A 21,251-nucleotide genomic window follows, 5' to 3' on the forward strand; every position below is an offset into this window, starting at 1 on the left:
GGAATTCTCGCCACCGACCCGCGCGTTTCTCTCCGTCGCGCCGCGTGTTCCGCGCGGGCGGGGCACACTCGGTACATGCGGATCGAGGCCGTCGTGGGTGACATCACCCGGCAGCGTGTGGACGCGGTGGTCAACGCCGCGAATCGTGGGATGCGCGGGGGTGGGGGCGTCGACGGCGCCATCCACTCCGCCGGCGGTCCGGACATCCTGGCCGACTGCGTGGAGAGGTTCCCCGACGGGCTGCCCACCGGCGAGGCCGGCTGGACGACGGGCGGACGGCTGCACGCGCAGTGGGTCATCCACGTCGTCGGCCCGAACTACAACGTCGGCGAGACCGACCGGGGCCTGCTGACGTCCTGCTACCGCCGCGCGCTGGAGGTCGCGGACGAGGTCGGGGCGCGCACCATCGCCTTCCCGCTGATCAGCGCGGGCATCTTCGGGTGGCCGATGGACGACGCCATCGACGCCGCCGTGGAGACGATCCGGGACACCCCCACCGAGGTGGAGGTGGCCCGCATCGTCGCGTTCGGGCGGCCGACGTACGAGCTGGTCGCGGCGCGGCTGCGGCGGCTGCAGGAATCACCGGTCGACCGGTGATCCCGACGCTTGACAGGCGTTGCAATGCCTGTCAAGCGCATGAATCACCGGTCAACCGGTGATTCATGCGCCTGATGGGTCAGATGTTCTCGACGACGTAGTCGATGCACCGCGTCAGCGCCTCGACGTCGCTCGGGTCGATCGCGGGGTACATCGCGATCCGCAGCTGGTTGCGGCCGAGCTTGCGGTAGGGCTCGGTGTCCACGATCCCGTTGGCGCGCAGCACCTTCGCGACCGCGGCGGCGTCGATGGCGTCGTCGAAGTCGATGGTGCCGATCACCAGGGACCGGTCGGCCGGGTTCGCGACGTACGGCGTCGTGTACGACGTCCGCTCGGCCCAGCCGTACAGGGCGTCGGAGGACGCGGTGGTGCGCTCCACCATGCCCTTGAGGCCGCCCTGGCTGTTCATCCAGTCCAGCTGCTCGGCCATCAGGAAGAGCGTGGCGACCGACGGGGTGTTGTAGGTCTGGTTCTTCGCGGAGTTGTCGATGGCGGTCGGCAGGTCGAAGAACGCCGGGATGTGACGGTCGGTGGCGGCGATCCGCGCGGCACGGTCGAGGGCGGCCGGCGACATCAGCGCGATCCAGAGGCCGCCGTCGGAGGCGAAGCACTTCTGCGGGGCGAAGTAGTAGGCGTCGACCTGGGTCAGGTCGACCGGCAGGCCGCCGGCGCCGGAGGTGGCGTCGACGAGCACCAGTGAGCCCTCGTCGGTGCCCGCCGGGCGGACCACGGGCGCCATCACGGCGGTCGAGGTCTCGTTGTGGGCCCAGGCGTAGGCGTCGACGCCCGCCTCGGCGACCGCGTCGGGGCGCGCGCCCGGGTCGGACTTGATCACCGACGGCGCCTCGAGCCACGGCGCCTGCTCGGCGGCCTTGGCGAACTTCGAGGAGAACTCGCCGAAGGAGAGGTGCTGGGACTTCTTCTCGATCAGGCCGAAGGTGGCGATGTCCCAGAAGGCGGTGGCGCCGCCGTTGCCGAGCACCACCTCGTAGCCCTCGGGCAGCTCGAACAGGTCGGCCAGGCCCTCGCGCACGCGGCCGACGGTGTTCTTCACCGGGGCCTGGCGGTGGGAGGTGCCCATCAGGTCGGCGCCGGTGGCGGCCAGGGCGTCCAGGTGGCTGGTCTGGATCTTCGACGGGCCCGCGCCGAAGCGGCCGTCGGCGGGCTTGAGGTCGGCGGGGATCTGCAGTGCGTCGGTCACGGTTCAACCTTCTCATCGGGAGAGCGGGCGGCACAGGTGCTGACGGCGCTGTCAGAGATGGGACAAGTGTGACAGGCAGGTCACGGCGGTGAAAACAGGCCCCGATGGGTGGACGGGGCGCCGCGCGGCCAGGCACCTATGCTGTCGGCGCCGGCGCCGCCGGCGCGATCCACGGAGGACCGATGTCCGACCTGCCCACCCTCGACCTGCGACCCGTCGGCTACGACCACCCCGACGCGATCGCGCTGGTGGCACGCGTCCAGCAGGAGTACGTCGTCCGCTACGGCTCGCCCGACGACAGCCCGGTCGACCTGGCGGAGTTCCGGGGCGCCGGCGGGCTGTTCCTCGTCGGCTACCTCGACGGCACCGCGGTCGCGACCGGCGCGTGGCGCAGCAGCCGGGTGACGGCGCTCGGCGGCACCCGGGCGGCCGAGATCAAGCGGATGTACGTCGTCCCCGAGCGCCGCGGGAGCGGCCTGGCGCGGGTGGTGCTGGCCGAGCTGGAGCGCACCGCCGCGGTGGCCGGCTTCGACCTGCTCGTCCTGGAGACCGGGCTCAAGCAGCCCGAGGCGATCGGCCTCTACGAGTCCGCCGGCTACCTGCCGGTGCCGGGGTTCGGCCACTACCGCGACAGCCCGCTCTCGCGCTGCTTCGCCAAGCGCCTGTGAAAAGCACCGCGAGCCGGCAGAAACTTTCTGCCGACTCGCGGTCGCGTGAGCGGGGTGGGTCTCAGGCGCCCCAGGCGGCGTCCCAGCCCTCGATCTCGCTGGCCGGCCGCGTCGACGGGCCGGTGTAGACCGCGGACGGCCGGATCAGGCGACCGGTCCTCTTCTGCTCCAGGATGTGCGCGGACCAGCCGCCGGTCCGGGCGCAGGTGAACATCGAGGTGAACATGTGCGCGGGCACCTGGGCGAAGTCCAGGACGATCGCGGCCCAGAACTCGACGTTGGTCTCCAGGACGCGGTCGGGGCGGCGCTCGCGGAGCTCGGCCAGCGCGGCCTGCTCCAGCGCCTCGGCGACCTGGTAGCGCTCGGCGCCGAGCTCGCGGGCGGTGCGGCGCAGCACGCGGGCGCGGGGGTCCTCGGCGCGGTAGACGCGGTGGCCGAAGCCCATCAGCCGCTCGCCGGAGTCGAGCAGGTTCTTCACGTAGGCGCGGGCGTCGCCGGACTTCTCGACCTCCTCGATCATGCCCAGCACCCGCGACGGGGCGCCGCCGTGCAGCGGGCCGCTCATCGCGCCGATGGCGCCGGAGAACGCGGCCGCCACGTCGGCGCCGGTCGAGGTGATCACGCGGGCGGTGAAGGTGGAGGCGTTCATGCCGTGCTCGGCCGCCGAGGACCAGTACGCGTCGATCGCGTGCGCGTGCTTGGGGTCGGCCTCGCCGCGCCAGCGGATCAGGAACTTCTCGGCCAGCGTGCTGCCCTCGTCGACGACCTTCTGGGGGACGACGGGGAGGTGGATGTCGCGCGCCGACTGGCCGGCGTACGAGAGCACCATGACGGCGACGCGGGCGAGGTCCTCGCGGGCCTGCTCGTCGGAGATGTCGTAGGTCTGGCCGAACCCGAAGGCGGGGGCCAGCATCGCGATCGCGGCCTGGACGTCGACCCGGACGTCGCCGGTGTGCACGGGGAGGTTGTAGGCCTCGGCCGGCGGCAGCCCCGGGGTGAACGCGCCGTCGATGAGTAGGCCCCAGACGTTCTCGAACGGGACCCGGCCGGCCAGGTCCTCGATGTCGACACCGCGGTAGCGCAGCGCGGAGCCTTCCTTGTCCGGCTCGGCGATCTGGGTCTCGAAGGCGACGACGCCTTCCAGACCGTGGTGTACCTCGGTCATCGGTGACTCCTTCGTCTCGTGGTCGACCCGGCCTGCGGGACAGGTCGCCGCGGCCAGGGCCGTACTCGGGTGGCCCCCGGGGAGCCCGGTCGGGAGCGGAAGCCACCGGCATTCTGCCGCACCCACTAGGTTCGGCACATGGCGGTGACCACGAGGTGACGAACGACATGCAGCCGATCCCGCCGGAGGTGGAGCCGGGCGCGGACCAGGGTGTCGACCTGGCCGCGCTCCGCAGGGAGTACGGCGCCGCCGGCCTGCACGAGGACGAGGCCGGCGCCGACCCGGTCGACCTCTTCCGACGCTGGTTCGACGACATGGTCGCCGCCGGCGTGCACGAGCCCAACGCGATGGTGGTGGCCACCGTCGCCGCCGACGGCCAGCCGTCCGCGCGGACGGTGCTGCTCAAGAGGTTCGGCGGGGACGGCTTCGTCTTCTTCACCAACGCCGCCTCCCGCAAGGGCACCGAGCTCGCCGACAACCCCCGCTGCGCCCTCCTCTTCGGCTGGTACGACGTCGAGCGGCAGGTGCGGGTCGAGGGGGTCGCCGAGCCGCTGCCCGCCGAGGAGGTCGCCGCCTACTTCGCGACGCGGCCGCGCGCCGCGCAGGTCGGCGCCTGGGCCTCGGCGCAGTCGCAGGTGGTCGCCGACCGCGGCGCGCTGGACGTCTCGTACGCGGCGGCTCAGGAGCGGTTCGCCGGCGAGGAGCAGCTGCCGGTGCCGCCGACGTGGGGCGGCTACCTGGTGCGGCCGACCGCGTTCGAGTTCTGGCAGGGGCGGCCGGGGCGGATGCACGACCGGCTGCGCTTCCGGCGTACCGACGCGGCGGTCGGCGCCGCGGGGGCGACGTGGCTGCGGGAGCGCCTCGCCCCCTGAGGACGTGACCGGTCGGCCCGGTTATCCATTTGTGAGTGAGTGCTCACTCATTTAGAGTTGGCCGGGTGTCCCGCCGTGCCTCCCCGATGTCCCCCGAGCAGCGCCGTGAGGCGTTGGTCCGGGCCACGCGCCCGCTGCTCCACGAGCACGGCCGCCAGGTGACCACGCGCCAGATCGCCGAGGCGGCCGGGGTCGCGGAGGGCACCATCTTCCGCGTCTTCGACTCCAAGGACGAGCTGGTCGACGCGGCGATCGTGGCCTGCTTCGAGCCGACCGAGCTGCTGCGCCGGCTCGACGAGATCGACCCCACCCTGCCGCTCCGCGAGCGGCTGCACCGGATGGTCGCCGTCCTCCAGCAGCGCTACCTCGCGATCTTCCACCTGATGCGCGCGCTCGGCGCCGTCGCCCCGCCGCGTCACCTGCACGACGACCCGACGCTGGTGCAGGGGCAGGCCGAGGTCTCCGAGCGGCTGCTCGCCCTCATCGAGCCCGACGCCGACCACCTGCGGCGCCCGCCCGCCGACGTGCTCCACGTGCTCCGCATGCTCACCTTCGCGGGCTCCCACGCCGAGATCGCCGACGGCCGGCTGCTGAGCCCCGAACAGATCGTCGACACCGTCCTGGACGGCGTCCTGTGCACCGACGCACGAACCGAGAAGGATCACTGATGCTGCTACGCCTGATGCGCACCCACCTGCGCCCCTACCGCAGGTGGCTGGCCGCCATCGTGGTGCTCCAGTTCACCGCCACCGTCGCGATGCTCTTCCTGCCCAGCATCAACGCCGACATCATCGACAACGGCGTCGTCGTCGGCGACACGGGCTACGTGATCCGCCACGGCGGGATCATGCTGCTCGTCTCGCTGGTCCAGGCGGCCTGCTCGATCACCGCCGCCTGGTTCGCCGCGCGCACCGCGATGGCCTTCGGCCGCGACCTGCGCGCCTCGGTCTTCGCCCGGGTCGGCGGGTTCTCCGGGCGCGAGGTGATGTCGTACGGCGCCCCGTCGCTGATCACCCGCGCCACCAACGACGTGCAGCAGGTCCAGATGGTCACCCTGATGACCTGCACCATGGCGGTGACCATCCCGATCATGATGGTCGGCGGCATCATCATGGCGATGCGCGAGGACTTCGGCCTCTCCTGGCTGGTGGTCGCGGTCGTGCCCGTCCTCTTCGTCGCGATCGGGCTCGTGGTCACCCAGATGGTGCCCAGCTTCCGGCTGGTCCAGGAGCGCCTGGACGGGGTGAACCGGATCCTGCGCGAGCAGATCACCGGCATCCGCGTGGTCCGCGCGTTCGTCCGCGAGCCCCTGGAGTCGCGCCGCTTCGCCGAGGCGAACGACGGCCTCACAGAGGTCTCGTTGCGCGCCGGCCGCTGGATGGCGACGATGTTCCCGCTCGTGATGCTGGTCGCCAACGTGGCCAGCATCGGCGTGATCTGGTTCGGCGCCCAGCGGATCGACGCCGGCCAGATGGAGGTCGGCGCGCTGACCGCGTTCCTCTCCTACCTGATGCAGATCCTCATGTCCGTCATGATGGGCACTTTTTTGCTGATGATGATCCCGAGGTCGGCGGTGTGCGCCGACCGCATCGCCGAGGTCCTCGACACCGACTCCAGCGTTGCCGCGCCCGTGGCCCCCGTGACCACGCTCGAGCGCGTCGGCCACCTGGACTTCGAGGGCGTCGGGCTCACCTACCCCGGCGCCGAGCAGCCGGTGCTGCGCGACGTCACCTTCGCCGCGCGCCCCGGCCAGACGGTCGCCGTGATCGGCTCGACCGGCGCCGGCAAGACCACGCTGGTCAACCTCGTGCCGCGGCTGCTCGACGTGACCGGCGGCCGGGTGGCGGTGGACGGCGTCGACGTCCGCGAGATCGACCCCGAGGTGCTCTGGTCCCGGCTCGGCCTGGTGCCGCAGCGGGCCTTCCTCTTCTCCGGCACCGTCGCCTCCAACCTGCGCCACGGCAAGCCCGACGCGACCGACCAGGAGCTGTGGGCGGCGTTGCGGATCGCGCAGGCCGACGGCTTCGTCAACGAGATGCCCGGCGGCCTGGAGGCCCCCATCGCGCAGGGCGGCACCAACGTCTCGGGCGGCCAGCGCCAGCGCCTCGCCATCGCCCGTGCGCTCGTACGCCGGCCCGAGATCTACCTCTTCGACGACGCCTTCTCCGCGCTCGACCTCGCCACCGACGCCCGGCTGCGGGCGGCGCTGGCGCCGGAGACGCGGGAGTCGACCGTGGTGATCGTGGCGCAGCGGATCGCCACGATCCGCGACGCCGACCAGATCCTCGTCCTCGAGGACGGCGCCGTCGTCGGCCGCGGCACCCACGCCGAGCTGATGGCCGGCAACCCGACGTACCGCGAGATCGCCGCCAGCCAGGGCGTGGACGAGGAGGCCGTGGCATGAGCTCCGAGACGGCGAAGCCGGCCGGCACGATGAAGGAGACCGAGCGCGTCGTCGCCGGCCCCGGCCACGGCCCCGGGCGCGGCCCGATGGGCGGCGGCATGGTCGGCCAGAAGGCGAACGACTTCAGGGCCTCGACGAAGCGGCTGCTGCGCGGGATGGCGCCCGAGCGGCCGATGCTGGCCGCGGTGCTGCTGTTCGCGGTCGGGTCGGTGACGCTGATGGCGCTCGGCCCGCGGCTGCTCGGCCACGCCACCGACCTGGTCTTCAACGGGTTCGTCGCCGGTCAGCTGGCCGACCGGGGGGTCACCCAGGAGCAGGCGATCGAGGGCGCCCGGGCATCGGGCAACGACGGCCTCGCCGACATGCTCGGCGGGCTCGACCTCGGCGCCGCGACCGGCATCGACTTCTCCGCGGTCGGCCACGCGCTGCTGATCGTGCTGGCGGTCTACGTCGCCGGGTCGCTGCTGGCCTGGCTCCAGGGCCTGCTGGTCAACAGCATCGTGCAGCGCAGCGTGCGCCGGATGCGCTCGGACGTCGAGGACAAGGTGAACAGCCTGCCGCTGTCCTACTTCGACCGGCAGCCGCGCGGCGAGCTGCTCAGCCGCGTCACCAACGACATCGACAACGTCGCCCAGACGCTCCAGCAGACGATGAGCCAGCTGCTCACCTCGCTGATGACGGTCTTCGCCGTGCTGGCGATGATGTTCTGGATCAGCCCGCTGCTGGCGATGATCGCGCTCGTCACCATCCCGCTCGCGGCCGTGCTGACCGGGCGGATCATGAAGCGCTCGCAGACGCAGTTCATCCAGCAGTGGCGCCAGACCGGCAGGATCAACGCCCACGTCGAGGAGTCCATCTCCGGGCACGCGCTGGTCTCGGTCTTCGGCCGCCGCGCGGAGGTCGAGCGCGAGTTCGCCGAGCAGAACGAGGGCCTCTACGAGTCGTCGTGGCGCGCCCAGTTCGTCAGCGGCCTGATCATGCCGCTGATGATGCTGGTCGGGAACATCAACTACGTGCTGATCGCCGTCGTCGGCGGTCTGCGGGTCACCTCGGGCGCGCTGAGCATCGGCGAGGTCCAGGCGTTCATCCAGTACTCCCGCCAGTTCACCCAGCCGCTGACGCAGCTCGCGTCGATGATCAACCTGCTCCAGTCGGGCGTGGCCTCGGCCGAGCGCGTCTTCGAGCTGCTCGACGCCGAGGAGCAGGTGCCGGACCGGCAGGCCGTCGAGCCGATCGGGGAGACCCGCGGTGAGGTGGCGTTCGAGGGCGTCTCGTTCTCCTACCGCGACGACGAGCCCCTGATCACCGACCTCTCCCTGGTCGCGCGGCCCGGGCAGACGGTCGCCATCGTCGGCCCGACCGGTGCCGGCAAGACCACCCTGGTCAACCTGATCATGCGCTTCTACGAGCTCGACGCGGGCCGGATCACGCTCGACGGCGTCGACGTCACCGCGATGAGCCGCGCCGAGCTGCGCGGCCGGATCGGGATGGTGCTGCAGGACACCTGGCTGTTCGAGGGCACCATCGGCGACAACATCCGCTACGGGCGTCCCGACGCGACGGAGGAGGAGGTGCTCGCGGCCGCGCGGGCGACGTACGTCGACCGGTTCGTGCACTCGCTGCCCGACGGCTACGACACGGTCGTCGACGACGAGGGCTCCAACCTGTCGGCCGGCGAGCGCCAGCTGATCACCATCGCGCGGGCCTTCCTGGCCCAGCCGGCGCTGCTCATCCTGGACGAGGCGACCTCCTCGGTCGACACCCGCACCGAGGTGCTGGTGCAGCACGCGATGGCGGCGCTGCGCCGGGACCGGACCTCGTTCGTGATCGCGCACCGGCTCTCCACCATCCGCGATGCCGACCTGATCCTGGTGATGGAGGACGGCCGGATCGTGGAGCAGGGGAGCCACGCGGAGCTGCTGGCCGCCGACGGGGCGTTCTCGAGGCTGCACGCCGCGCAGTTCGCGGCGGCGGTGGCCTGAGAATTCCGTTGTCGTCACTTGTGCCTCCGACCTACCGTGGGGGGACACGGGAAAGGAGGTGATCCGAGGAATGAATTCTGATCGGACGCGTGAGGTGGCTGCTCGCTAGCAGCCCCCAGCAGTGCTGAGGAGGGGTGGAGCCACCCCTCGCGCTGTTGGCGAATCTCCAGCAGCCACCCGACCCGCAGGCGAACCGGGAGACGTCCCCCGGTGCGGTCCGCACGGACCACGCCTGCGGGTCGTCCTTTTCCCGCGATGGCGTGGGTCGTGTGCCTGAGAACCCTTCAGCCCGATGTCTGAGGCACACGACACCGACCCGGCGCCGCAGCTCGCGCTTGGCGCGCCAAGACCGTTGCGTTTGGCAACCATTCCCATTATGGTTGCCGTTCACAACCATCTCCGGGCGATCCTCGGAGCGCAGCAACGCAGCACCACAGAAGAGAAGAAGGAGCGCATGACCGCCGCGGTCGAAGAAACCACCCCGATGTCGCACCGGGAGATCCTGGAGGCCCTGACCGGGCTCCTCCTCGGGATGTTCGTCGCGATGCTCTCCAGCACCGTGGTCAGCAACGCGCTGCCGCGGATCGTGACCGACCTCGAGGGCAGCCAGACCGGCTACACCTGGGTCGTCGTCGCCACGCTGCTGACGATGACCGCGACCACCCCGATCTGGGGCAAGCTCGCCGACCTGTTCAGCAAGAAGGCGCTCGTCCAGGCCGCGCTGGTGATCTTCTCCATCGGCTCGCTGGCCGCCGGCCTCGCCCCCAACATGGAGTTCCTGATCGGCGCCCGGGCCGTCCAGGGCCTCGGCGTGGGCGGCATGACCGCGCTGGTCCAGGTGGTCATCGCCTCGATGGTGCCGCCGCGCGAGCGCGGCCGGTACTCCGGCTACATCGGCGCCGTCTTCGCCGCCGCCACCGTCAGCGGCCCCCTGCTCGGCGGCCTGATCGTGGACAGCTTCATGGGCTGGCGGGGTTGCTTCTTCCTGGCCATCCCGCTCGCGGCCGCCGCGTTCGTGGTGCTGCAGCGGACGCTGCACCTGCCGGTGATCAAGCGCGAGGTGAAGATCGACTACCTCGGCGCCACGCTGATCATGGCCGGCGTCAGCTGCCTGCTGGTCTGGGTCAGCCTCGCCGGCAACCACTTCGACTGGGTGTCGACCACCTCCGGCCTGCTGGTCGGCGGCGGCCTCGTGCTGATCGCCGCCGCGATCTGGGTCGAGGCGCGCGTCGCCGCCGAGCCGGTGATCCCGCTGCGCCTCTTCCGGGACCGCACCACGACCCTGGCCACCGCCGCGTCGGCGACGGTCGGCGTCGCGATGTTCGCCTCGACCGTCTACCTCAGCCAGTACTTCCAGCTCGCCCGGGGGATGACCCCCACCGAGGCCGGCCTGATGTCGGTGGCGATGGTCGGCGGACTGCTCGTCTCGAGCATCCTCAGCGGCCGCATCATCACCCGCACCGGCTACTGGAAGCGGTGGCTGATCGGCGGCACCGGCACGGCCGTGGTCGGCCTCGCGCTGCTGGGCACCATCGACGCCGAGACGCCGCTGGTCGTCGTCGGCCTCTACATGGCCTGCGTCGGCGCCGGCATCGGCGCCTCGATGCAGAACCTGGTCCTCGCGGTGCAGAACAACACCGCCCCCGCCGACCTCGGCGCGGCCAGCTCCGTCGTCGCGTTCTTCCGCTCCATCGGCGGGTCGGTCGGCGTCTCCGCCCTCGGTGCCGTGCTCGCGCACCAGGTCACCGACAGCGTCCGCGAGGGCGTGGTCGCCCTGGCCGAGGCCGGGAAGATCGCCCCGGCCGAGCTGGCCGCGATGCAGCACTCCACGGGCGACATCCCGGACCTGGCCGACCTGCCGGCGCCGATCCGCGCCGTCTACGAGGCCTCGTTCGGCGACGCCATCGGCCACATCTTCACCGTGGCGATGCCGTTCGCGATCCTCGCCTTCGTCTGCGTGCTCTTCATCAAGGAGGTGCCGCTGCGCACCACGATGGGGCCGACCCTGCCCGAGTCCGAGATCGAGGCCGGTATGGTCGCCACCGGCGAGCCCGCCGACTGGCCGGCGTTCGCCGACGACGTGGAGCCGGCCGCCGCCGCGGCGGGCCAGGGCTCCGACCGCACCGCCCCGGAGGTACGCCGTGACTGACTCCCGCCGTGAGGGCCTGATGACCGCCCTCGAGGCGGAGGTCGGCGTGCTGCTGCGGCGCGCCCGCCGGGTGATCGCCGAGCGGTCCCGCGAGATCCACCCCGACCTGCCCGGGCCCGCCTTCCTGATGCTCGGCTACGTCCGCGAGCACGGTCCGGTCCGCGCCTCGGCCGTCGGCTGCGCGTTCCACCTCGACAAGGCGACCATCAGCCGCCAGGTTCAGCAGCTGGTCGAGCTCGGGCTGGTGGACCGGCGCCCGGATCCCGACGACGGCCGGGCCACGCTGCTCACCATCACCGCGGAGGCGGACCGCCGGCTGCGCGCGGTCAACGACGATCGTCGCAAGCGCCTGGACGAGCGTCTGGACGAGTGGTCCGACGCCGACCTGGCCGACTTCGTCGACCGGCTCGGCCGCTACAACGCGCTGCTGTCGCCCGACGACGAGGCCTGAGCGCCGGGCGTCTCGGCGGGCCCGACGGGCCGGGCCGGCTCGACCGGCCGGCGGCGGCTCAGCGCAGCCAGACCGCGGTGTTCGGCGGCAGGGACGGCCCGACCGGTCCGCTGCTGATCAGCACCTCGCCGGCCGGCAGCCGCACCGACCTCTTCCCGGCGTTGAGCAGCACCCGCAGGTCGCCGCGGCGCACCTCCAGCACGTTCCCGCGGGTGGTCGCGACGGCGTCGTCGGTCGCCCCGGTCAGGTGCTCGCGCCGCGCCGCCAGCGCCCGCCGGTAGAACGACAGCGTCGAGTCCGGGTCGGCCGACTGGGCGGTCACGGTGAGGTCGGCCCAGTCGTCGGGCTGCGGGATCCACGGCTGACCGCTGCCCCCGAAGCCGTACGGCGGCGCGGCGCCGGACCAGGGCATCGGCACCCGGCAGCCGTCCCGGCCGGGCTCGCCGGTCCGGAACCAGGACGGGTCCTGCCGCGCCTCGGGCGGCACGTCGACCTGCTCCAGGCCGAGCTCCTCGCCCTGGTAGAGGTACGCCGAGCCGGGCAGGGCGAGCATGGTCAGCGTCGCGGCGCGGCCGCGGGCGAGGCCGACCTCGCCGCCGCCGTACCGGGTCGGGTGGCGCTCCACGTCGTGGTTGGACAGCACCCAGGTGGGCGCGGCGTCGGCCGCGGCGACGGCCTCCAGCGAGCCGTTCACCACCTGCGCGAACTCCTCGGCCGACCACGGGGTGCCGAGCCAGCCGAAGTTGAACGCCTGGTGCAGCTCGTCGGGGCGGATGAAGAGCGCCATCGACTCCGCGGTCTGCGTCCAGGCCTCGGCCACGGCCATCCGCTCGCCCGGGTAGGAGTCGAGCACCCGCCGCCAGCGGCGGTAGACCTCGTGCACCTCGGGCTGGTCCCACATCGGCTCGTCGCGCAGGGTGCGCTCGACCATCGACTTCTTCTCCGCGGGCGCCTCGTCCTCCGGTGGCTGCGGTGCGGCCGGAGCGTCGTCCACGGTGGCGACCGGCGTCGGGGTCGGCGGCGGCTCGGGCCGCTCCTGGTCGCGCAGCGACTCCTCCTTGTACATGCCGTGCGCGACGTCGACGCGGAACCCGTCCACGCCGCGGTCCAGCCAGCAGCGCAGCACGTCCTCGAACATGTCGCCGACCTCGGGGTTGCGCCAGTCGAGGTCGGGCTGGGAGGAGTCGAACAGGTGCAGGTACCACTGGCCGGGGGAGCCGTCGGCCTCCGCCACGCGCGTCCACGCCGGGCCGCCGAAGATCGACTCCCAGTTGTTCGGCGGCTCGTCGCCGTCCGGCCCCTTGCCGTCGCGGAACAGGTAACGCGCCCGCTCCGGCGAGCCCGGGGGAGCGGCCAGCGCCGCCTGGAACCACGCGTGCGCCGACGAGGTGTGGTTGGGCACCAGGTCGACGATCACCCGCAGCCCGAGCTCGTGGGCGCGGGCCAGCATCGCGTCGAAGTCGGCGAGGTCGCCGAAGAGCGGGTCGACGTCGGTGTAGTCGGCGACGTCGTACCCGTGGTCGGCCTGGGGTGAGGTGTAGAACGGCGTGATCCACAGCGCGTCCACGCCGAGGTCGGCCAGGTGCGGCAGGCGGTGGGTGATGCCCGGCAGGTCCCCGACGCCGTCGCCGCCCTCGCCGCCCGCCTCTGCCGGCGCGGGGTGGCAGTCGGCGAAGCTCCGGACGTAGACCTGGTAGACGACCGCGTCGCGCCACCAGGGCGCGCGGGGGCTGGAGGTGGTCATCTGAACTCCTGGGGGTCGATCGTGATCCACACGTGCTCCGCGGTGGCGACCACCTCGTCGCCCGGCCCGTACAGGGTGGCAGCCGTGTGCAACTTCCGGCCGTCGACCTCGCGCTGCTCGCCCACCACGACGTACCGCTCGCGGGTGGAGGGGAGCCGGTGGACGACCGCCGTCATCGTGCCCAGCACCGCCGGCCGCTCGAGGAGGTCGGTGGACCAGCCGCCGGGGCAGTCCAGCGCGGCCCAGGCGATCGGCAGCGTGGACTGGTACGGCGTCCAGGTGGCCGCCACCACCGGGGTGCCCGCGGCGCTGGTGGCCGCCCCCGGGAAGATCCGCAGCCCGTCGTCCGGGCGGCGCTGCGGCCCGCACACGAAGCACGTGGGGAACGGGTGCGACCGGAAGCCCAGGTAGCGGGCCTCGGCGTCCGCGGCGGCCAGCAGGTCGACCGGCGCCACCGGGGTCAGGTCGCGCTCGGTGACGACGGCCTCGGCGACCGTGCGGCCCTGGTCGGAGAGGACCATCCGCGGGCCGGCGCCGTCGCCGGACTGCAGCGCGAGCGGACGGTCGAGGGGCGGCGGCAGCTTCAGGCGCACCGTCACCGGGAGGTCGTCGGCGACCCCGGGCAGGGCCTCCGCGACCGATCCGGCGGTCCAGCCGCCGTTCCCGGAGCGTGGGGGACCGTGGAAGCGTCGGGGGATGACCAGGTTCGTCACGCGGACCACTCTCTCATCGCGGGAAAGTCTGCGCCGTCGGATCGTTTTTTGACCCATTCCAATGACAGAATGTCCCCCGTGAGCGACCTGATCGACACCACTGAGATGTACCTCCGCACGATCTACGAGCTGATCGAGGAGGGCATCGTCCCGCTGCGCGCCCGGATCGCCGAGCGCCTGCACCAGAGCGGACCCACCGTCTCCCAGACGGTGGCCCGGATGGAGCGCGACGGCCTGCTCACCGTCGAGGGCGACCGTCACCTCGAGCTGACCGAGGAGGGCCACCGCCTGGCGACCCGCGTGATGCGCAAGCACCGCCTCGCCGAGCGCCTGCTCACCGACGTGATCGGCCTCGACTGGGAGCTGGTCCACGAGGAGGCGTGCCGCTGGGAGCACGTCATCTCCGAGACCGTCGAGCGCCGGCTGATCGAGCTGCTCGGCCAGCCCACCGAGTCCCCCTACGGCAACCCGATCCCCGGCCTCGCCGAGCTCGGCCAGGAGAAGGTCGCCGAGGACTTCATGAGCGACGTCGAGCCGCTCTCCAAGGCCGCCGGCCCCGACTCCGCCCGCGCACTGGTGCGCCGCATCTCCGAGGAGATGCAGAAGGACGAGGTCCTGATGAGCGCGATGCGGCGGGTCGGCGCGCTGCCGGACCAGACCGTCACCATCCAGGCGACCTCCGACGGCGTGCTGGTCGGCGCGGGCGGCGAGACCGCCGAGATCTTCCACGAGGCCGCGGACCACATCTTCGTCAAGCGTTTGTAGGCCGAGTCGGCACAAACTGACAGGTCAGGCGCGCGAGTCGGCAGAAACTTTCTGCCGGCTCGGCGCATTTTCGGTCAGTTGGTGCCGGCTCGCGCGGATCGACGGCGGGCGGCGAGCGCCGTGAGCCACTCGCTGGTCCCCGCCTCGACCTTGTACGTCGCCAGGTCGTCGCCCCGGGTCACGCCGCGGTTGACGATCACCACCGGCACGCCGAGCCGGGCCGCGCGGCGCACGAACCGCAGCCCGCTCATCACGGTCAGGCTCGACCCCGCGACCAGCAGCGCGCCGCCGGAGCCGGCCAGCGCGTCGACCGCCGCGTAGCAGCGGGCGACCCGGTCCTTGGGCACGTTCTCGCCGAAGAAGACGACGTCCGGCTTCAGCGGGCCGGCGCAGTCCGTGCAGTCCGGCACCACGAAGGTCGCGGTCTCCTCCAGGTCCACGTCGCCGTCGGGTCGCACCGCGACCGCGGCGTGCCGCTCGGCCCAGCCCGGGTTCGCGTCCTCCAGCCGCTCCTGCAGGGACCGGCGCGACGTCGTACCGCGGCAGTCGAGGCAGACGACCTCCGCGATCCGGCCGTGCAGCGCGACCAGCCGCGGGGTGCCGGCGGCCTCGTGCAGGCCGTCGACGTTCTGGGTGATCACCAGGTCGGCGCCGATCGCGGCGACGGCGCGGTGGCCGGGGTTCGGGTCGGCCCGCCGCATGCGGGACCAGCCGAGGTGGCTGCGGGCCCAGTACCGCTGCCGGGCGGCCGGGCCGGAGACGAACTCCCCGTAGGTCATCGGCATCCGCACCGGGGCGCCGGGGCCGCGGTAGTCGGGGATGCCGGAGTCGGTCGAGAGCCCGGCGCCGGTCAGCACCACCAGCGGCCGGCCGGCGAGCAGGTCCAGCGCGCCGTCGAGCGTGGGCGCGGAGGTCACGCCCCCAGGGTACGCAGGCCCCGGCGGCCGGCCCGCGGGCTCAGTCCCGGATCAGCGGGACGAAGACGTAGTGGCCGAACCGCTCGATCCGCGGCTCGTCCTCGGTGCGGGTGACCCGCAGCATCTCGCCGGCCACCGGCGCCACCAGCACGCCGCCGACCGCCAGCTGGTCGACCAGCGCCGTCGGCAGCTCGGTCGCGGCGGCGGAGACGAGGACCCGGTCGTACGGTGCGCCCTCGGGGATCCCGAGCACGCCGCGGCGCGCCTCGTGCACGCTCGCCTGCGGGTAGCGGTCGCCGAGGCTCGCCCGCGCCGCGACGACCAGGGCCGGGATCCGCTCCACGCCCCGCACCTCGCCGTCCGGGCCGACCAGGTGCGCCAGCAGGCCGGTGGTCCAGCCGGAGCCGGAGCCGACGTCGAGCACCCGGTGGCCGGGCCGTGCGTCGAGGAGCTCCAGCATGTCCCGCACGGTGCTGGGCTGGGAGTTGGTGACGTGGTGGCCGATCTCCAGCGGTCGGTCGTCGTCGGCGTACGGCTGCTGGCGCGCGGGCAGGAAGTCGCGGCGGGCGACCGCGAGGAACGCCTCCGCGACCCGCTGGGTGCGCCCCGGCCGCCGCACGCCGCCTCAGCCGTAGCGCAGGCGGGCCCGCTCGCGGGCCTTCGCCGCCTCGACCTCGCGGTCCTTCGGAGGAGCCGTCGTCACCAGGTCGTCGAGCAGGTGCTGGGTGGCGTGGGCGATCTCGGCCACGGCCCGGTCGAAGGCCTCCTGGTTCGCCTGGGACGGCTTCGTGGTCCCGCTGACCTTGCGCACGAACTGCAGGGCCGCTGCCTGGACCTCGGTCGAGGTGGCCGGCGGCTCGAAGTTGTGGAGCGTCCTGATGTTCCGGCACATGGTGCGAGCCTACGTCGGCACCGCACCCGCGAGTCGGCAGAAACTTTCTGCCGACTCGCGTGTCAGGCGAGGTCGAGGAACCGGACGTCCTCGCCGGTCACCAGCACGACCCGGCCGCCGCCCACCGGCACGGCGCGCACCAGGCGCACGTCGGCGCCGCGCTCGACCAGCGTGGTCTCGGGGTGCAGGCCGCCCTCGGCCAGCCGCATCACCACCAGCAGCCCGACCCGCGTGCGCCGGTAGCGCTCGACGACGGTGATCGCCGTGCGGTGCTCGGGGACCCACGTGAAGGCCCGCGGGTCCGTCCCGGCGAGGGCGTTGGTGGACCGACCGAGGTGGGCGACGTCCACGCGCTGCGGCCGGGTCAGGTCGTCGACGTCGAACAGGCCGACCTGCGCGCCCCAGCCGCGGTCCGGCCCCGGACCCTCGCCGACGCCGATCATCCGGTCGGGTCCGAGCGGGTGCAGGTAGGAGGAGAAGCCGGGGATCTTCAGCGCCCCCAGCAGCCGCGGCGCGGCGACGTCGGAGAGGTCGATGGCGTAGAGGGGGTCGATCCGTCGGAACGTGACCAGGAGGGCGAGGTCGTCGGACCAGCGCACCGCCGTGATCTCCTCGCCGACGCCGAGCCGTTTCAGCCGGCCGACCTCGACCAGGCGCCCGCCCGAGGGGCGGAGGGTGACGATCGAGCTGAAGTCGCCCGTGTCGGCGGTGGCACCGACGGCCACCCGCAGCACGCCGCCGGCCTCGTCCAACGACCACCGGTCGCGGATCTCGCCCTCGACCTCCCCGGAGGCGACGTGGGTCGCGCGGGTGCCGTCGAGGTCGAACGCGAGGAGCCGGCTGGTGCCGTCGGTGACGGCCGGTCGCGACGCCCGGCCGCAGACGGGGCAGGGGTCCCACCCGCCCCAGCCGGGGGTCGCGGCGAGGTAGAGGTGGTCGGCCGACTCGTACGCCGTGTCGAACGCGCCGGCCACGCCGATCGCCTCGACGCCGGTCGGCTCGGCCGCGTCGAAGCCCACCACCGCGACCGTGCCGAGGCCGACCTCGGCCGGGGCGAGCGCGACGTCGGCACAGTCCAGCAGCGCCGAGCCCGTGGTCGTGTCCTGCGGGAGCCAGTCGTCCAGCGTGCTCCGCTCGACCAGGCGTCGGTTGGCCGCCAGGGCCGCCCGCCGGCCGAACCCGGGGCGCGGGTGCCGGAAGGCCAGGTCGGGGAGCCCGGCGGAGAGCACCAGCCGGATCGCGTCGCCGTGCTGGCGCGCGGAGAGCACCTCGGCGTCGTAGGTGGTCACCGCGGTGGTCTCCGGGTGGGCGGGGTCGGCGAGGTCGACCGTGGCCACCCGGGTGCCGACCCCGGGCCGCGCGGCGACCCGGTCGCGGCCCACCACGACCACGGTGTCCCCGGCCAGCAGCAGCTCGGGCTCGGCGAAGCCGGTCAGCCGCAGCGCACCGATCTCCGGCGCGGCGCCGCTCGGGTCGCCCGACCCGCCGACGTCGTGGACGACCAGCTCGCCGCCGCGCACCCGGACCAGCACCTCCCCGTCGGTCTTCACCGTGTCCGGCTCGTCGACGCCGGCCTCCTGCACGTTCGTCCCGGTCTCGCTGCTGACCTGGCGCTTCGTGGCCACGTCGCCGGCCACGCCGGCAGCACGGAAGCCGGCGTCGCCGAGCTCGAGGGGCACGGCGTACAGCGGCCAGCCCTGCCAGCCCCACGCCGTGACCCGCTCCAGCCCGCGGGCGACGTAGTCGGCGAGCAGCTCGTCGCAGGAGCCGGCGGCCGCGAGGTCGGCCGCGAAGGCCACGGGCGACGGCGACGGCTCCGCGCGGACGTCCCCGTGCCCGGTCGCGGCGCCGTCACCCCCGCCGCCGCCCGCCCACCAGCCGGCGAGGAAGGTCGTCCCCACGACGGCCGGCACGGCCAGGGTGAGCAGCAGGCGCCGTACGGGTCCGTCGTGGCGGGCCATGGTGGTGGCTCCTCGGTTCCCCTCCGCGGCCGGTGGCCCCGGGGCCGGTCGTTCCGGCCGCCCCTGGGACGCGGGGATGGACACCGAGGTTCCCTCACCGCCGCGGGCCTGCCACGATGCACGCCATGCCTTCCGTGCCCCGCTCCGACCGCACGTACGACGTCGTCCTCCTCGGCGCCACCGGGTTCACCGGCGGCCTCGTCGCCGAGTACCTGGCCGCCCACGCCCCCGACGGGCTGCGCTGGGCGCTGGCCGGGCGGAACCGGGACAAGCTCGAGCGGGTCCGCGAGCGCCTGGACGCGCACGCCCCCGACCGGGGCCTGGCCGACCTGCCGCTGGTCCTGGTCGACTCCGCGGACCCGGCCGGGCTCGCGGACCTGGCCGCCGCCACGCGGGTCGTCGCGACGACGGTCGGCCCCTACCAGCAGCACGGCGCGCCGCTGGTCGAGGCCTGCGCGGTGGCGGGCACCGACTACGTCGACCTGACCGGCGAGCCGGAGTTCGTCGACCGGATGTACGTGGAGCACCACGAGACGGCCGTGGCCAGCGGAGCGCGGATCGTGCACGCCTGCGGCTTCGACTCGATCCCGCACGACCTCGGCGCCTACTTCACCGTGCGGGCGCTGGCCGACGCGTGCGGCGGCAAGATCACCGAACCCGTCCGGATGGAGGGCGTGGTCCGGGCCGGTGCCGCGTTCTCCGGCGGCACCTTCCACTCCGCGATCGGGGCCTTCTCCCGGGCGCGGCAGATGAAGGAGGCGCACGCCGCCCGGCGCCGGGCCGAGCCGCGGCCCGAGGGCCGCCGGAGCAAGGCGGTCGGCGGCAAGCCGCACCGGGACTCCGACCTCGGCTACTGGCTGCTGCCGATGCCGACCATCGACCCGTTCGTGGTCGCCCGCAGCGGCGCGGCGCTGGACGCCTACGGCCCCGACTTCCGCTACTCCCACTACGCCGGCACCAAGACCCTCCGGTACGCCGTCGGCGGGGCCGCCGGGGTCGGGCTGCTCGCCCTCGGTGCGCAGGTCCCGCCGGTGCGGGCGTTCCTGCTGGACCGGATCCCGCAGGGGGAGGGGCCGAGCGAGTCGCGGCGGGAGCGGTCCTGGTTCACCGTCGACTTCGTGGCCGAGACGGTGCCGTCGGTCGGGACGCCGGTCCGGGTGCACACCCGGGTCTCCGGCGGCGACCCCGGCTACACCGAGACCGCGAAGATGCTCGCCGAGTCGGCGCTCTGCCTGGCCCTGGACGAGCTCCCGGAGACCGCCGGCCAGGTCACCACCGCGACCGCCATGGGCGACGCGCTGCTGGCCCGGCTGCAGGCGGCGGGAATGGTGTTCGAGGAGCGCTGAGCCCGGGTCCTCCTGGCCTCTTCCGCGGCCGAGGGGGGTAGTCCCTGACGGGGGTAGTCCCTGACGAAAAGCACCCGAGATCGGCGTCGTGGGGTGCTTTTCGTCAGGGACTACCCGCCCTCACGGGCGCGGGTCAGGAGGTCGAAAGGTCAGGACCTCAGGACTTCAGGACGGCCTGGCGGCGGTCGACCAGCTGCGCGATCTCCAGCACGGCCGTCTCGACCGGGTCGTCGGCGCGCGCCCAGGCGGCGGAGTCGCGTGCGGGGACGTCCGTGACCCCACGCTCCGCCAGCTCCTCGGCCAGGGAGTCGTAGGCGGTCTCGGCGGCGCTGAGCAGCTCGGCGTCGGTCGGCTGCTCGTCGGTCGAGGAGGCCTTGGGGGTGGTCGGCAGGTCCTCGAGGGAGCCGATCACCCGGACGCCGCTCCGCTCGACGGCGTCGCGCACGACGCCGTTCCAGTCGGCCGCGAGCTGGGCGGCGGCGGGGAGCAGCGGGATGCGGCGCTCGTCGAGCTCGGCGAGGGCGGCGATCATCCGCGGCGGCATGTTCAGCCGGCCGCCGATCCGGCCGCCGCTGAGCTTCGGACCGACGTGGGCGGTGACCCGGCGGGTGAGCTCGGCCGACGGGTAGCCGACCGACGGGTTGCTCTTGTCGCCGCGGTCGACACCGAGGGCGGGGTCCATGCCCACGGCCTCGGAGAAGCGGCGCCACAGCGCCAGCGGGTCGGTGCGCTCGCGGGGGACGGTGACGACCGTGACGCGGTCGGCGCCGAGCGCCCCGCACCACGCGTCGAGCATCCGCGGGATGTCCTGGGTGCGCCGGAAGCTGCGCGCCGGCTTGCTGTCGGCCTCGCCGGTCTCGAGGGACTCGGCGATCCGGCGCACGAACCGCGGCCACGGCACGGTGCCGCCGGCGCGGCACCGGGTCTGCCAGAAGGCCGGCAGGGTGCTGGAGGTGTCGCGGAGCGTGATCACGGCGCGCACCCGGCCGTCGAGGTCCTTGGCCATCTCCCGGACCTGCTCGGCGTCGAGGAAGCTGATGAACTCCATCGAGTACAGCGATCCGGCGCCCTGGTGCTGCAGCATCTCCGCACGCAGCGACTCCCAGACGGCGGTGTCGCGGGGCCTGGCGGCCTTGCCCTCGGTCCGGCTCACGAACTGCCGCAGGCCGGTGACCTGCTCGACCCACTTCGCGCCCGGGAACAGCAGGCCCGCCTCGGCGAGGCGGTCCTTGTTGGCGATGAGCATGCCCTGGATGAAGGTGGTGCCGGTCTTCATCGCACCGATGTGGAGCCAGATCGGCGATCCGTCCGACGCGGCGTCGGTGTGCTCCAGGTCCGGCTGCTCCAACTGCATGGCGCGATCCTACAATCCCGGGACCTTCGGCCCGACCCCAGGACGAGGAGGGCCGAAAGGTCCCCGACGG

19 protein-coding genes are annotated in these 21,251 nt (G+C 73.3%); 10 read left to right on the forward strand and 9 right to left on the reverse strand.

Annotated elements, in window-relative coordinates:
• Positions 1-75: 75 nt before the first annotated feature.
• A complete protein-coding gene (locus ABLM29_RS05930) occupies positions 76-597 on the forward strand; it encodes an O-acetyl-ADP-ribose deacetylase (RefSeq protein WP_349713044.1) in 522 nt (173 codons plus the stop codon).
• A gap of 79 nt (positions 598-676) precedes the next feature.
• Here the strand turns inward: ABLM29_RS05930 and serC are convergent, their stop codons facing one another.
• Positions 677-1,798 carry a phosphoserine transaminase gene (serC, locus tag ABLM29_RS05935; protein ID WP_349713045.1) on the reverse strand — a complete coding sequence of 374 codons (1,122 nt, stop codon included), beginning with the start codon at positions 1,796-1,798 and terminating at the stop codon, positions 677-679.
• 182 nt (positions 1,799-1,980) lie between these two features.
• Between serC and ABLM29_RS05940 the strand changes: the two genes are divergently transcribed.
• The gene (locus ABLM29_RS05940; RefSeq protein ID WP_349713046.1) at positions 1,981-2,466 is read left to right on the forward strand and encodes a GNAT family N-acetyltransferase; all 486 of its coding nucleotides are present in this window, start codon (positions 1,981-1,983) and stop codon (positions 2,464-2,466) included.
• A gap of 61 nt (positions 2,467-2,527) precedes the next feature.
• Here ABLM29_RS05940 and ABLM29_RS05945 read toward each other — a convergent pair whose 3' ends face one another.
• A complete protein-coding gene (locus ABLM29_RS05945; protein ID WP_349713047.1) occupies positions 2,528-3,631 on the reverse strand; it encodes a citrate synthase 2 in 1,104 nt (367 codons plus the stop codon).
• Positions 3,632-3,786: 155 nt separating this feature from the next.
• On the opposite strand from ABLM29_RS05945, the gene pdxH reads away from it, so the two are divergent.
• From pdxH to ABLM29_RS05975, 6 genes are all read left to right on the forward strand, one after another.
• Positions 3,787-4,503 (forward strand): pyridoxamine 5'-phosphate oxidase, encoded by a 717-nt coding sequence (gene pdxH / locus ABLM29_RS05950; RefSeq protein WP_349713048.1) that lies wholly within the window; start codon positions 3,787-3,789, stop codon positions 4,501-4,503.
• 65 nt (positions 4,504-4,568) lie between these two features.
• A complete protein-coding gene (locus ABLM29_RS05955; RefSeq protein ID WP_349713049.1) occupies positions 4,569-5,171 on the forward strand; it encodes a TetR/AcrR family transcriptional regulator in 603 nt (200 codons plus the stop codon).
• The gene (locus ABLM29_RS05960; RefSeq protein WP_349713050.1) at positions 5,171-6,907 is read left to right on the forward strand and encodes an ABC transporter ATP-binding protein; all 1,737 of its coding nucleotides are present in this window, start codon (positions 5,171-5,173) and stop codon (positions 6,905-6,907) included. Before ABLM29_RS05955 ends, ABLM29_RS05960 begins: the two co-directional genes overlap by 1 nt.
• Positions 6,904-8,889: an ABC transporter ATP-binding protein gene (locus ABLM29_RS05965; RefSeq protein ID WP_349713051.1), complete on the forward strand. Its 1,986-nt coding sequence runs from the start codon at positions 6,904-6,906 to the stop codon at positions 8,887-8,889. The genes ABLM29_RS05960 and ABLM29_RS05965 overlap by 4 nt, the downstream gene beginning before the upstream one ends.
• 454 nt (positions 8,890-9,343) lie before the next feature.
• A complete protein-coding gene (locus ABLM29_RS05970) occupies positions 9,344-11,038 on the forward strand; it encodes an MDR family MFS transporter (RefSeq protein ID WP_349713052.1) in 1,695 nt (564 codons plus the stop codon).
• Positions 11,031-11,489 (forward strand): MarR family winged helix-turn-helix transcriptional regulator, encoded by a 459-nt coding sequence (locus ABLM29_RS05975; RefSeq protein WP_349713053.1) that lies wholly within the window; start codon positions 11,031-11,033, stop codon positions 11,487-11,489. The genes ABLM29_RS05970 and ABLM29_RS05975 overlap by 8 nt, the downstream gene beginning before the upstream one ends.
• A 58-nt stretch (positions 11,490-11,547) precedes the next feature.
• Here ABLM29_RS05975 and ABLM29_RS05980 read toward each other — a convergent pair whose 3' ends face one another.
• Together ABLM29_RS05980 and ABLM29_RS05985 are read right to left on the reverse strand one after the other, a co-directional pair.
• A complete protein-coding gene (locus tag ABLM29_RS05980; protein WP_349713054.1) occupies positions 11,548-13,233 on the reverse strand; it encodes a glycoside hydrolase family 13 protein in 1,686 nt (561 codons plus the stop codon).
• The gene (locus ABLM29_RS05985; RefSeq protein WP_349713055.1) at positions 13,230-13,946 is read right to left on the reverse strand and encodes a hypothetical protein; all 717 of its coding nucleotides are present in this window, start codon (positions 13,944-13,946) and stop codon (positions 13,230-13,232) included. The genes ABLM29_RS05980 and ABLM29_RS05985 overlap by 4 nt, the downstream gene beginning before the upstream one ends.
• A gap of 78 nt (positions 13,947-14,024) precedes the next feature.
• Between ABLM29_RS05985 and ABLM29_RS05990 the strand changes: the two genes are divergently transcribed.
• Positions 14,025-14,711, forward strand: a complete 687-nt coding sequence (locus ABLM29_RS05990; protein WP_349713056.1) for an iron-dependent transcriptional repressor DtxR — start codon at positions 14,025-14,027, stop codon at positions 14,709-14,711.
• 74 nt (positions 14,712-14,785) lie between these two features.
• On the opposite strand, the gene ABLM29_RS05995 is transcribed toward ABLM29_RS05990, so the two are convergent.
• The 4 genes from ABLM29_RS05995 to ABLM29_RS06010 all read right to left on the reverse strand — a co-directional run bounded on the left by ABLM29_RS05995 (position 14,786) and on the right by ABLM29_RS06010 (position 18,481).
• Positions 14,786-15,628 carry a Sir2 family NAD-dependent protein deacetylase gene (locus tag ABLM29_RS05995; protein WP_349713058.1) on the reverse strand — a complete coding sequence of 281 codons (843 nt, stop codon included), beginning with the start codon at positions 15,626-15,628 and terminating at the stop codon, positions 14,786-14,788.
• Between the two features lie 40 nt (positions 15,629-15,668).
• On the reverse strand, positions 15,669-16,247 hold the full coding sequence (locus ABLM29_RS06000) for a protein-L-isoaspartate O-methyltransferase family protein (protein WP_349713059.1): 579 nt from the start codon (positions 16,245-16,247) through the stop codon (positions 15,669-15,671).
• 6 nt (positions 16,248-16,253) lie between these two features.
• Positions 16,254-16,520, reverse strand: coding sequence for a DUF2277 domain-containing protein (locus tag ABLM29_RS06005; RefSeq protein WP_349713060.1), 267 nt, complete (start codon positions 16,518-16,520; stop codon positions 16,254-16,256).
• A 62-nt stretch (positions 16,521-16,582) separates the two neighbouring features.
• On the reverse strand, positions 16,583-18,481 hold the full coding sequence (locus ABLM29_RS06010; protein WP_349713061.1) for a beta-propeller domain-containing protein: 1,899 nt from the start codon (positions 18,479-18,481) through the stop codon (positions 16,583-16,585).
• 125 nt (positions 18,482-18,606) lie between these two features.
• Here ABLM29_RS06010 and ABLM29_RS06015 point away from each other — a divergent pair, with 125 nt between their 5' ends.
• Complete coding sequence (locus ABLM29_RS06015) at positions 18,607-19,827, forward strand: saccharopine dehydrogenase family protein (protein ID WP_349713062.1); 1,221 nt, start codon at positions 18,607-18,609, stop codon at positions 19,825-19,827.
• A gap of 157 nt (positions 19,828-19,984) precedes the next feature.
• On the opposite strand, the gene ABLM29_RS06020 is transcribed toward ABLM29_RS06015, so the two are convergent.
• Positions 19,985-21,181: an alginate O-acetyltransferase AlgX-related protein gene (locus ABLM29_RS06020; protein WP_349713063.1), complete on the reverse strand. Its 1,197-nt coding sequence runs from the start codon at positions 21,179-21,181 to the stop codon at positions 19,985-19,987.
• Between the last annotated feature and the right edge of the window lie 70 nt (positions 21,182-21,251).

The sequence above is a fragment of the Nocardioides sp. YIM 152588 genome (assembly GCF_040191335.1).
Lineage (GTDB): Bacteria > Actinomycetota > Actinomycetes > Propionibacteriales > Nocardioidaceae > Nocardioides.